Source organism: Streptomyces beigongshangae (assembly GCF_019710745.1).
Lineage (GTDB): Bacteria > Actinomycetota > Actinomycetes > Streptomycetales > Streptomycetaceae > Streptomyces > Streptomyces beigongshangae.
In genome coordinates, this window is the sequence record NZ_JAHKJW010000034.1 from 42,414 (window position 1) to 54,349 (window position 11,936).

The 11,936-nt window shown below is 71.7% G+C and carries 11 protein-coding genes and 1 pseudogene; 7 read left to right on the forward strand and 5 right to left on the reverse strand.

The window, feature by feature from the left end; genetic code table 11:
* Nucleotides 1–55: 55 nt before the first annotated feature.
* The 5 genes and pseudogenes from KM933_RS24835 to KM933_RS24855 form a co-directional block, all read left to right on the forward strand.
* Nucleotides 56–241: pseudogene (locus tag KM933_RS24835) on the forward strand (Scr1 family TA system antitoxin-like transcriptional regulator); the annotation flags it as partial.
* Nucleotides 238–432, forward strand: coding sequence for a DUF397 domain-containing protein (locus tag KM933_RS24840; protein ID WP_221355831.1), 195 nt, complete (start codon nt 238–240; stop codon nt 430–432). The pseudogene KM933_RS24835 and the gene KM933_RS24840, both read left to right, overlap by 4 nt.
* 370 nt (nt 433–802) lie before the next feature.
* Nucleotides 803–1,447, forward strand: coding sequence for an SMI1/KNR4 family protein (locus KM933_RS24845; protein WP_221355833.1), 645 nt, complete (start codon nt 803–805; stop codon nt 1,445–1,447).
* Between the two features lie 665 nt (nt 1,448–2,112).
* Complete coding sequence (locus KM933_RS24850; protein WP_221355835.1) at nt 2,113–2,838, forward strand: hypothetical protein; 726 nt, start codon at nt 2,113–2,115, stop codon at nt 2,836–2,838.
* Between the two features lie 135 nt (nt 2,839–2,973).
* Entirely contained in the window at nt 2,974–3,834 is an 861-nt protein-coding gene (locus KM933_RS24855) for a rhamnogalacturonan acetylesterase (RefSeq protein ID WP_221355837.1), read from the forward strand.
* Between the two features lie 33 nt (nt 3,835–3,867).
* On the opposite strand, the gene KM933_RS24860 is transcribed toward KM933_RS24855, so the two are convergent.
* A complete protein-coding gene (locus KM933_RS24860) occupies nt 3,868–4,830 on the reverse strand; it encodes a GlxA family transcriptional regulator (protein WP_221355839.1) in 963 nt (320 codons plus the stop codon).
* A gap of 152 nt (nt 4,831–4,982) precedes the next feature.
* Here KM933_RS24860 and KM933_RS24865 point away from each other — a divergent pair, with 152 nt between their 5' ends.
* Entirely contained in the window at nt 4,983–5,507 is a 525-nt protein-coding gene (locus KM933_RS24865; protein ID WP_221355841.1) for a protease, read from the forward strand.
* Between the two features lie 3 nt (nt 5,508–5,510).
* On the opposite strand, the gene KM933_RS24870 is transcribed toward KM933_RS24865, so the two are convergent.
* From KM933_RS24870 to KM933_RS24880, 3 genes are all read right to left on the reverse strand, one after another.
* On the reverse strand, nt 5,511–6,032 hold the full coding sequence (locus KM933_RS24870) for a hypothetical protein (protein ID WP_221355843.1): 522 nt from the start codon (nt 6,030–6,032) through the stop codon (nt 5,511–5,513).
* 68 nt (nt 6,033–6,100) lie between these two features.
* Entirely contained in the window at nt 6,101–7,597 is a 1,497-nt protein-coding gene (locus tag KM933_RS24875) for an MFS transporter (protein WP_221355845.1), read from the reverse strand.
* Between the two features lie 215 nt (nt 7,598–7,812).
* Complete coding sequence (locus KM933_RS24880; RefSeq protein WP_221355847.1) at nt 7,813–9,258, reverse strand: DUF445 domain-containing protein; 1,446 nt, start codon at nt 9,256–9,258, stop codon at nt 7,813–7,815.
* 236 nt (nt 9,259–9,494) lie between these two features.
* Between KM933_RS24880 and KM933_RS24885 the strand changes: the two genes are divergently transcribed.
* Nucleotides 9,495–10,808: an SGNH/GDSL hydrolase family protein gene (locus KM933_RS24885; RefSeq protein WP_221355849.1), complete on the forward strand. Its 1,314-nt coding sequence runs from the start codon at nt 9,495–9,497 to the stop codon at nt 10,806–10,808.
* A 340-nt stretch (nt 10,809–11,148) separates the two neighbouring features.
* Here KM933_RS24885 and KM933_RS24890 read toward each other — a convergent pair whose 3' ends face one another.
* Nucleotides 11,149–11,928, reverse strand: a complete 780-nt coding sequence (locus KM933_RS24890) for a DUF1707 SHOCT-like domain-containing protein (RefSeq protein ID WP_221355851.1) — start codon at nt 11,926–11,928, stop codon at nt 11,149–11,151.
* Between the last annotated feature and the right edge of the window lie 8 nt (nt 11,929–11,936).

Below are 11,936 nucleotides of genomic sequence, written 5' to 3' on the forward strand. Positions count from 1 at the left end.
TCGCAGACGTGCAGTGTGAAGGTCTCCGGGCCCGGGGCGCCGGCCGAGTCGTAGCGGATTTCCCGACCGGGAGGACCCGGACGTCGTGTACCGGGACGGCATCACCGACGCCGTCTACCTCGAAGGGGAGCATCATGTGCGGGAGTACACCAGAGCCTTCGACGGCTTGCGGGCCGCCGCCCTGAGTCCTCAGCGTTCCGCCCAGCTGATCAAGTCCGTTCTTAAGGAATACGCAGAATGAAGATTGCGCGGTCTGCTCCCGCGGTGCCCTCCTCGTGGTTCAAGTCCTCCTACAGCAACGGCGCGGGCGGTGAGTGCGTCGAGTGCGCCCACGCCGCCGGCGGAACCCTCGTGCGTGACTCCAAAAATGCCGACGGGCCTGTGCTCGCCATTCGTGTTCACGCTTGGCATGCCTTCGTGGGGGCGCTGTAGGGACGTCCCTGGTGTCGGGCGTCTTGGCGCACGCCTCTTGGAGACAGGGTGGCCTTCGGCTGAGCCCGGATCCACCGGCTTGACGCCTGTAGATGACTTCTCTGGCTTCACAACGCGGGTCGTTGTCCTCCTCATAGATGCGGCAGGGGTGCTCCCACAGGAATTCGTTGCGCACCCCATGTGCTCCTCTGGACGGGGCAACCGCGCACCCGCCCAAGGACAATCTCGTGTGCTGCACGGCTTCCGTGAGTTTGGACTCTTGTCACGCGCGCCAGCAGCACACCTGGCAGGTAGCGCGGCACAAGGCGGTGTGGTGCGTCTTCTCGCTCGGTACGGTGTACGGCGTCTCGGACGAGGAGGAACGTGACTCATGAACGCCGAAGAGTCACCGCGTACAGCAGACGCCTGGCGGGAGTTGGCCGAGTGGTTGCGGGTCCACGCGCCCGCCTCGTATGCATCCATCCTCCCCCCGGCCACCGACGCCGAGATCGCGACAGCGCAAAGCCGACTCGGGGAGCACTGTGCGTACGGCTTCCCGCCCGAACTGGTGGACCTCTGGGCGCTGGCCGGCGGGGTACGACAGATCGACATCGACGAGTACGACGAAGAGGGTGAGGTAGCGACGGGGCGGTTCCTGCCACATGGACTGTTGCTCACCCCTGAGCAGTCGATCCGGCCACGCTTGGCGGGCTTCGATCGACAAGGCAAGGACTACTGGGAAAGCGCGCAGTGGGTCGCTCCATTCGGCAATTACGCCGAGGCGACCGACGCAGGCTTGTATTTGTCGGCCGAGGGCCTCGGTGAGTGGACGAGCTTCGAAGGCATGCTCATGACCGAGCCCCGGTATCCGTCGATCGCCGCCTACCTGGAGGGTGTCAACCGCACGCTCATGGAGGGTCCGACGGATCTGATGGGCACGCAGGTTCCCGGCATCGTGTACGGCTGCCTCATCTGGCAGAACCCGGACCAGCCGCGTCTGGACGAGACGCACGCGGACTGGCGGCCCGTGCACTAGCTTGATCTTTAACCAGTGCGGCGTGATCGTGGGGTAGTTGACTTCTTCGCCCGCTGTTTCGCAGGTTGTGTCTTGCGGGGGGTGTGCACGTCGTTGGAGGTGTCCACTCCGAGTGAGGCGAGAGGGGCGTTCGCCGCCGGGCCCCTGTACCAGCGGCGATTGACCGAGCTGAGGGAGCAGAGCACTCCTGCGCCTGCCGCCCGCTGACCTCCATTTGTCCGACCCCGGGCCGGTATTCGGAGCTCGGGGGTGGATTTTGGTGAGCCCGGGTTTTGATCGCGCCGTAAGGCCGCCCGCTTCCTGTCCCAGTGTCGTGCCTCCGTGAGCCGCGTAAAGGGCGGCCTCCGGCCGTCGCCTGCGGCGATTCCGCTGCGCTCCACCCTTGACCCGGCCCGCTCCGGCACGGGAGGGAAGCGAGCGGGCAGCCCCGGAAGAGCGGGGGCCGGGGTGGGGTCTGTGCGGGTTGGCCGTGGAGGGGGCCGGGGCTTGAGGGCGCGGGCTCATCTCGCCCGCACGCCGGGTCGGCTCGGCGGCCTCGTGTGGGTGGCAGGGCTGGGTGAGAGGGTCTTTGCGTCGGCCGAGGCGAGGTAGGTGGCGTTTTCGTTCCCTTCTTGTACAGGTGCCCGGAGGGGTGCCGCCCGGTGTGCTCGGGGATGATCTGTGCCATGGGGTATGAGAACGGGCACGGGGCGGGCATGGACGACGCCCGGGCGTGGGACGAGCGGCTGGCCTGGGCGTACGGGCTGATCTCGAAGGACCCGGCCGAACGGGCCGTCGCGCTGGATCGGCTGGTCTCCGCCCGGAAGGCGACGGAGGAGGCCCTGGACGAGTTCAACAGGACGCTGGTGGCGGTGCAGGAGCAGGGGGCCGAGCAGCCGTACGAGGTTCCGGTGCTGCGGGCGGCCCACGAGGAGTACCTGCGGGTCCGCGACTGTTCGCTGCCCGACGGGGTGTGGGGCGGCCATGACTACGAGGATCTTCTCTCCTGGCCGGGGTTGCCCTACGCGCTGCTCTTCCTGGAGTGGGAGGCCCGGTATCCGCAGGAGTGGACCCGTCACGCGAAGGCGTGGGGGACGAAGGAAGGGCTGATCCGGGACCTGGCCGTGGACGCCGTCGGGCAGGATCCGGTGGCCCGGGGCAAGTTGATCGACCTGGTGGAGCTCGTCGTGCGGCGTGCCTACCGGTGCAAGGACCGTGAGTACGTGCGCGTCGCCCGGGTCGTCGACGGCATCGACGGGCAGTCGCTGCGCGTACGGCTCGAAGCGGCCCGGCGCTCGGAGAACCCCTGGGCCCGGTTGCACGCCGGGTACGTGCTGTGGATGCTCGACCGGCCCGAGGTGCCCAACAGCCGGCTCGTCTGGCGCACCTGGCTGGCCGACACGCGTCATTGAGCACGGGGAGGGGAAGGCGAGGGGGAGAGCGGCTGCGGCTGCTCGGGACTTCGGTCCGGCCCTCCCGGCAACCTTTCGCGTCGCGGCTGCCACCTTTCCCCGACCGCTCCTCGACTCCTGTGCAGGGATGGCCTGATGAGCCGCAACAGCAATGTGTCCGACCGCAGACGGTTTCTGGGCGGTGCCGCGGGTGCGGCCGGTGCCGGGGTCCTCGGTGCCCTGGGCCTGTCCGGTACCGCGGGTGCCGCCACCGGTGCCGCCGATACCGCTGGTGGCGCCGCCGCCGCGGCGGTCGGCACCGTCTACATCGCCAGTGACTCCACCGCTCAGACGTACAGCTCCCGCTACTACCCCGAGGCCGGCTGGGGGCAGAAGCTGGCCTCGTACCTCACCTCGAACGTCACCGTCGCCAACCACGCCATCGGCGGGCGCAGTTCGCGTTCGTTCATCGAGCAGGGGCGGCTGGCCGCGATCCATCAGGTGATCCGGGCCGGTGACTGCCTGTTCGTGCAGTTCGGGCACAACGACGCCACCGTGGGCAACGCGGAGCGGTACACCTCCCCCGCCGACTACAAGGAGTACCTCCGCAACGACTACATCCGGGCGACGCGGGCGCGGGGTGCGACGCCGGTCGTCGTGACGCCCGTCTCGCGGCGCTCCTACAACGCGTCCACCGGGAAGTTCAACGTCTCCTTCCCCGCGTACGTGGAGGCCGCGAAGGCCGTCGCGGCGGAGGAGAGGGCTGCGCTGGTCGATCTGGCGGCGGCCAGCCGGGCCTACCTCGACGGGATCGGTGTCGAGGCGTCCAAGGGGATCTTCCTGTGGCTGAACGCGGGGCAGTACCCGAACTTCCCCGACGGGGTCCAGGACAACACCCACTTCCAGGAGCGGGGCGCCGTCGAGATGGCCCGGCTGGTCGCGCGGGCCGTGGCGGGGCTGGGGCTGCCGGTCTCGGGCGAGGTGGTGCCGGGCGCCGTCCGGGGACTGGGCGGGTGACCGGGAGCGTACCCGGCGCCACCGCGCCGAAGGTCACGATCCCTGGCCCACCGGTGCCCGGCGGAACGCCCTCCGGTACGCCTGCGGGCTCGTCCCCACCACCCGCTTGAAGCGGTCGCGGAACGCGGTCGGGGAGCCGAACCCGGCCTGGGCGGCGATGCGTTCCACCGGGTGGGACGTGCTCTCCAGCAGGTGCTGGGCCTTGCGCACCCGTGCCAGGTGCAGCCATTGCAGGGGTGTCGTGCCGGTCTGCTCGCGGAAGCGGCGGTTGAGCGTACGGGCGCTGGTGCCCGCGCGGGCGGCGAGGTCGTCCAGCGTCAGGTCGCGGCCGGCGTTCTCCTCCATCCAGGCGAGCAGGGGCTCCATCGTCGTGCCTGCCGGGGCCGGGGGCCGGTCGTGAACGATGAACTGCGCCTGTCCGCCCTCCCGTTCGAGCGGCATGACGGACATCCGGGCCACGTGGGCGGCGACCGCCGAGCCGTGGTCCCCGCGGATCATGTGCAGGCACATGTCCAGCGCCGCGGCGGCGCCCGCCGAGGTGAGGAACTGGCCGTTGTCGACGTAGAGGACGTCGGGGTCGACCGTCACCGCCGGGTGCAGGGAGGCCAGGTCGGCCGCCGCGTTCCAGTGGGTCGTCGCCCGCTGCCCGTCCAGCAGTCCGGTGGCGGCGAGGAGGAACGCGCCGACGCAGATCGAGGCGATGCGCGTGCCGTTCGCCGCCGCCGCGCGCAGGGCCCCGGCCACTTCCGGCGGCAGCGGCCGGGTCGGGTCGGTGGTGCCCGGCAGGATGATCGTGTCCGCCTCGGCCAGCGCCTCCAGTCCGTGCGGCGCCCGCACGGCGAACGCTCCGGCGTCCACCTCGCCGGCCACCGAGCAGACCTTGACGCGGTAGGGCGTACGGCCGTCGGGCAGCCGCGCCCGGTTGAAGGTGTCGACGGGGACGGACAGGTCGAACGGGATGACCTGGTCGAGCGCCAGTACGGCCACGGTGTGCATGGCGAGAGAGTAGGTGAGCAACGGCTTCCCGCCAAGGAGTCGGCCAGGTGACCTGGTGGAAGAGACCTGTTCATCGGCCCTGGCGGGAATCCGTTGGAGGGTGGCAATCTTGCCACTTCCGGGTGATCCGGTACGCCGCCTACCGTCCCCTCGTGACCAAGTTCCTCCTCTCCCTCCATGTCCTCGTCGCGATCGTCGCCGTCGGACCCGTCACCGTCGCGGCCAGCATGTTCCCGCCCGGTGCCCGGCGGGCGCTCGCCGACCCCGGTGATCCCCGGGCGGCGGAGACCCTGCGGCTGCTGCACCGGATCTGCCGGGTGTACGCGGGCGTGGGCATCGCCGTTCCCGTGCTCGGGATGGCCACGGCGCTCAGCATGGGTGTGCTGAACGACACCTGGCTGGTCGTGTCGATGGTGCTCACCGGGGTCGCGGCGGCCGTCCTGCTGGCGCTGGTGCTGCCGCGTCAGGAGGAGCTGCTCGAAGCGGTGGACGCGGGCGGTGCCGCGGAAGCCGACTCGGCGATCGGCACGTCCACCGGCGCCGGCACGTCCGCCGGCGTCGCCGTGAGCGCCCGCCTCACCGTCCGGCTCGCCATGTTCACCGGCGTCTTCAATCTGCTGTGGGCCACCGTCACGATCCTGATGATCGTGCGGCCCGGTTCCACGACGGGCGCCTGACGGTCAGCCCTGTGTCCGGCAGGGGGCGGGCTGTCGGCGGGCGGAGACCAGGCCGTCCAGCGACTCCTCCGTGTCCTGCCGGAAACGCCGGGCCACGGAGGTCGCGACGAGCACGCCCGCCGCGATGGCGAGCGTGGCGGAGGCCCAGGTCAGGGACCAGGGGCTCTCCGACACGTCGGACGGCCCGCGGTGCGTGCGGAACGAGACGTACATGAGCGCGGCCGGCGGCGCCGCCACCAGCAGCAGGGGCCAGGCGAGAGCGTCCCGGCGGCCGAAGTACGCGGCCAGGAGGAGCAGGCACGCGGCCAGGACCGCGGCCTCCGGAGCGGTCACCGGGGCCGTGTCCGCGGCCGGGCCGACCGGGTCGGCGGGTCCGGCCGGACCCGCCGACCCGGGGTGCTCGCGCAGTTCCCAGGGGACGCAGAGGAGGTACGCCGCCGAGGACAGGGCGGCACCCAGCAGGCGGGTCAGCCAGCGTTCCGTCCAGGGGCGCTTCGACAGCGGGCCCAGCAGCTTCTCGGTCATGGGAACGAGGGTTCCCCTGCCGCACGGGGACCGACAGAGTACGCGTACTCAGTTCGGGCCCGGCGGGGCTAGGCCCTGGCGCCCGCGCCCGCGCCCTTCTCCGGTGCGTCGGCCGTCGACAGCGGGGCGGCGATGTCCTCCAGGGAGCGGCCCTCCGCCTTGACCGCGAGTGCCGCCGCGACCAGGCCCGCCGCGCACATCAGGGCGGCGCCGATCTGGAAGGCGAGGACCGTGTCGCCGACGACGCCCGTCTCCGTCAGCTCGGCGAAGATCAGCGGGCCGCTGATGCCGCCGGCCGCGGTGCCGATGGCGTAGAAGAAGGCGATGGCCATCGCGCGGGTCTCCATCGGGAAGATCTCGGAGACCGTCAGGTACGCGCTGCTCGCGCCCGCCGACGCGAAGAAGAGGACCACGCACCAGCAGGCGGTCAGCGTGGTCGCGTCCAGCGAGCCCTGGTCGAAGAGCCAGGCCGTGCCGAAGAGCAGGATGCCGGAGAGGATGTAGGTGGACGAGATCATGATCCGGCGGCCCACGGTGTCGAAGAACTTGCCGAGGAGCAGCGGGCCGAGGAAGTTGCCGGCCGCGATGACGGCGAAGTAGTAGCCGGTCTTGCCCGTCGGCACGTCGAAGAACGTGGTGAGGATCGCGCCGAAGCCGAAGGTGATCGCGTTGTAGAGGAACGCCTGGCCGACGAAGAGGGACAGGCCCAGCACGGCGCGCCTGCGGTACGTGGAGAAGACCGTGCGGGCGATCTCCAGGAAGCCGATGCTCTTGCGCTGGTGGATGGTGATCTCCCGGCCGTGCGGCGGGAGGTCGCGGCCGGTCTCCTCCCGGATCTGCCGCTCGGCCTCGTCGACCAGGCCCTCCGCCTCCTCGCCCCGGCCGTGGATGAACAGCCACCGCGGGCTCTCGGGGACGTTGCGGCGCACCAGCAGGATCACCAGGCCGAGGACGACGCCGAGGAGGAAGGTCAGGCGCCAGCCGATGTTCATCGCGAACAGGTCGGTGTCCAGCGCGACGATCGACAGCAGCGAGCCGGCGATCGCGCCCAGCCAGAAGCTGCCGTTGATGATCAGGTCGACGCGGCCGCGGTACTTGGACGGGATCAGTTCGTCGATGGCCGAGTTGATGGCCGCGTACTCGCCGCCGATGCCGAAGCCGGTGAGGAAGCGGAAGAGGAAGAACCACCAGGTGGAGAACGAGAACGCGGTCATGGCGGTGGCCGCGAGATAGACGGCCAGGGTGACCATGAACAGCTTCCGGCGGCCGAAGACGTCCGTGAGCCGGCCGAAGAACAGGGCGCCCGCGCAGGCTCCGGCGACGTAGAGCGCGGCCGCCGTACCGGTGACCTGCGCGGCCGAGATCGGCAGACCGCTGCCGGACTCCGAGAGGCGGCCGGCGATGTTGCCGACGACGGTGACCTCCAGACCGTCCAGGATCCAGACGGTGCCGAGACCGATCACGATGGTCCAGTGCCAGCGCGACCAGGGCAGGCGGTCCAGCCGGGCGGGCACGGCGGTGGTGACGGCTCCGGTGCCGGTGGCTCCGGCGTCGGCTACGGCCATGGGCTCTCTCCTCTTCGAGCGAACCCCGTACGGGGGGGCGGGCGAACCTCCTGGGTGAACCTCCTACAGGTCCCCCGGACGCGCCGGCTTACGCCCGGCACGGGCGCGCTACGCCCGATCGGGCCAGGCATCCGCCCGGGGCGGGCGGGGACGCCCCGGGGCGTGGGCCCGGCCGGGCCCGGTCAGCCGCCGGTCAGCCGCCGGTCAGCCGTCGGTCAGCCGCCCAGGGCGTGCGACACCGTGTAGATGAGCAGACCGGCCAGGGCTCCCACCACCGTGCCGTTGATCCGGATGAACTGGAGGTCGCGGCCGATGTGTGCCTCGATCTTCTTCGAGGTGTGCTCGGCGTCCCAGCCGGCGACGGTGTCGGTGATCAGGGAGGTGATCTCGTCGCGGTAGGTGGTCACGACGTACACCGCGGCCCCCTCGACCCAGCCGTCGACCTTGGCCTGCAGCCTCGCGTCGCCCGCCATCCGCGCGCCGAGGGACAGCAGCGAGGCCCGCACGCGCAGCCGCAGCTCGCTGCGCTCGTCCTCGGCGGCGGCCACGATCATCTGCCGTACGGAGGACCAGACGGACGCGATCAGGTCCTGGACCTCGCCGCGGCCGAGGACCTCGCGCTTGAGGTTCTCCACGCGCGCCCGGGTGTCGGTGTCGGACTGGAGGTCGGAGGCGAAGTCGCCGAGGAAGCGGTCCAGGGCGCCGCGGGCCGGGTGGGTGGGCATGTCGCGCATCTCGGTGACGAAGCGCAGCAGCTCCTTGTAGACGCGCTCGCCGACCTTCTTGTCGACGAAGCGCGGGGTCCAGCCGGGGGCGCCGCCCTGTACGGCGTCCATCACCTGCTCGTCGTGCAGGACGAGCCAGTCGTGGGCGCGTACGCAGACCAGGTCGACGATCCGCCGGTGGCCGCCGTCCGCGACGACCTTCTCCAGCATCTTCCCCATGCCGGGGGCGATCTCCTGGGCGTCGGCGCGGCGGTTGATGGCCTCGCCGACGACGGCCTGCACGTCCGAGTCGCGGAGCACCGCGAGGGCGCCCCTGAGCGCGGTGGCCAGTTCCGCCGTCACCCGGTCGGCGTGCTCGGGGTCGGCCAGCCAGGTGCCGAGGCGGCTGCCGATGCCGACGGAGCGCAGGCGCTGGCGTACGACGTCCTGCGAGAGGAAGTTCTCGCCGACGAACTCGCCCAGGGAGACGCCCAGCTGGTCCTTCTTGGTCGGGATGATCGCGGTGTGCGGGATGGGCAGGCCCAGGGGCCGCCGGAACAGCGCGGTGACGGCGAACCAGTCGGCGAGCGCGCCGACCATGCCGGCCTCGGCGGCCGCGGCCACGTATCCGGCCCAGGCACCCGCACCGGAGTTCCCCGCCCACTTGGCGAGTACGTAGACGACGGCGACCAGCAGCAGCAGGCCGGTCGCCGTGAGCTTCATCCGGCGCACCCCGCGGAACTTCTCCTCGTCGGCGGGGCTGAACGTGTTCATCGCGCGGTTCGGCGCGCCGCCGGGCGTACTGCCGGGCGCGCCGCCCGGTGCGCCGCCCGGTGCGCCGCCCGGTGTGCCGTCGCCGGTCCGCGTGGGTTTCGCCACACCGCCAGGCCGGGAAGACCGCCCCTCCGGGCCCGTTTCCCCTGTTCGGTCCTCTTCCGTGCGTTCCATCCGCTCCATCCGTTCCCGGTCCCCCGTAACCCATTGTCCCAACCTGACCGACTACTGGAACGGAACATCAGTTCCCCGCGTCTGTCCGGGCGGGGAGTTCCCGGCGAAATCCCGGAGTCCCGCGGGACCCGACGGGATCCTGGGAACGCCGGGGCCCGGTCGGGTCCCTTCCACGCCATGCCTCATCATGGGGTGATCACATCGGAGCCACGGGCTCCCACATTCTTCGAGGAGACACGCACCGCATGACCAAGCGTCACGGTTATGCCTTGCTGGCCGCGATCATCGCCGTCATCGTCGCCATCTCAGCCGCCATATACGTCGGGGTCGCCTCCGACGACGGCGCGGAGACCACGGTGCCCGACGGCCGCGGCCCGAACAACCCGGCGGCCCCCGCCTCCGTCGGCACCTGGGTCGGCGCCTGGTCGGCGTCCCCGGTCGGACCGGAGCCGGGCACCGAGGTGAACGGCATGGCCGGGCGTTCGGTGCGCAACGTGGTGCACGTGGGGGTCGGCGGCAGCGCCGCCCGGATCACGCTCTCCAACCTGTACGGGCAGCAGCCGCTCGGCATCACGCGCGCCTCGGTCGCCGTCGCGGACGGTGCGGACGGTGCCGCCGCGGACGCGGGCACCATGCGGCGCCTCACCTTCAACGGCCGTCCCTCGGTGGTGGTGCCCGCCGGGCAGCAGGTCGTCAGCGACGCCGTGCGGCTGCCGGTCCCGCACGACACGGACGTACTGGTGACGACGTACTCGCCGACCCCGTCCGGGCCCGTCACCCACCACCCGCAGGCACGGCAGATCTCGTACACCGCGGAGGGCGACCGCACGGAGGACGTCAGCGGGGCCGCGTACACCGGGCAGACGCCCTACTGGCGGTATGTGACCGCGGTGGACGTGCTGAGCAACGAGGCGGAGGGCACGGTCGTCGTCATCGGCGACTCGCTCACCGACGGCAGCACCTCGACCGTCGGCGAGAACCGGCGCTGGACGGACGTCCTCTCCGACCGGCTGCGCGCCGGGGAGGGGCCCCGCTACAGCGTGGTCAACCAGGGCATCAGCGGCAACCGCGTCCTGGCCAGCGGCCTGGGCCGCCCCGCCGAGAACCCGAGCGGCCTGGTCCGCTTCGAGCGCGACGTGCTCGGCCGTCCCAACGTCAGGGCCGTCGTGATCGCCCTGGGCGTCAACGACATCCTGCGCACGCCCCACGAGACCGACGCCCGCCGGATCACCGACGGGCTGCGCGAGCTGCGGCGGCTGGCCCACGCGCGGGGTCTGCGGGTCGTCGGGGTCACGCTGATGCCCTTCCAGGGGCACCGCGGGTACCGGCCGCACCTGGAGGACACCCGCCAGGCCGTCAACGCCCGGATCCGCTCGGGCGAGGTCTTCGACGCCTACGCCGACTTCGACAAGGCGCTGCGCGACCCGTACGGCCCGCGCCGCCTGCGCTCCCAGTACGACTCGGGCGACCACCTCCACCCGAGCGACGCGGGCTACGAACGCATGGCCGAGACCTTCGACGTGGACGACCTCAGGGGGGCGGCTCCGGCCCAGCTCTGACGGACGGCACAAGCTCGCCCGGCCGCACGGCCGCGTCGGCGGGTTCCGGGGGCGAGGACCGCTGCCGGGCTACTGCCGGTGCCTTCTCCTGTCGAGGGCGATCACCGCGGCGCCTCCGCAGACGGCGCCGACGATCCCGGAGACGAGAAGTGACGTGAGGTCCATGGCCAGCCGCCTTCCACTTCCACTTCCACTTCCACCGGACTGTCATCTCGCGGCCGCCGGTGCCGGACCGCCCGGTGGTCGTGGAGTCCACGTGCCCCCGGACTTCCGGTCGAATCCCGTCGGATCCCGTCGGATCCCGTGTCCGCACCGGCAGTTGGGGGGCCGGGCGGGGTCCTCAGTCCCGGCCCGTGCCCAGCTCTCCCCGGCCACCCGTCCGGCGTTCGAGCTTCTCGCGGCGGCGTTCCTCCTTCAGCCGGGCCCGTTCCGCCCTGGTGACCCTGCGCTCGATGCCGACCCCGCCCCAGAAGGCGAACCCCGTGACGACCACGCGCGGCGCGCCGGGGTCCCCCGGCACACCTCCCTCGCGGTGGTCGAAACCGCCCATGAACCCGATCCCGCGGACCACGACCTCGACCCCCGGTGGCACGACCACGTTCACCCCGCCCATGATCGCGACGCAGTTGATCACCACCTCGCCCGCCGCGAAGTCCGCCTCGCGCAGGTCGAGGGTCACCCCGCCCCAGAACGCGACGGAGTGGAACGCGTGCGGCACCGTCCAGTGCCCCTTGCGCTCGAACCCCGACATGACCGCCACGCCCCACCGGGACGTCCGGCCGTCACCGCCGCCGATCCGGTCCGCCCAGTCCCCGCCCCCGTGGGCCGCGGGCCGTTTCCCCGTCGGCACGGCGGGCGCGGGAGCCGGGACGCCCGGCGCGGGCAGGTCCCGGGTGAGGGGCTCCAACTCCCCGTACGTACGCGCCTTGTACGTCGCCTCCAGCCGCTCCTCGAACTCCTCCATGTCCAGGCGGCCCTCCGCGAGGGCGTCCCGCAGCACTTCGGTGACCCGGTCGCGGTCGGCGTCGGAGGCGCGCAGCCCGGAGGGTCCGCCGGGGGGCCCGGGAAGACCGGGGGACCCGGGGGGACCGGGGCGCCGGTCCGGGAGTTCGTCCGTCATGACAGCAG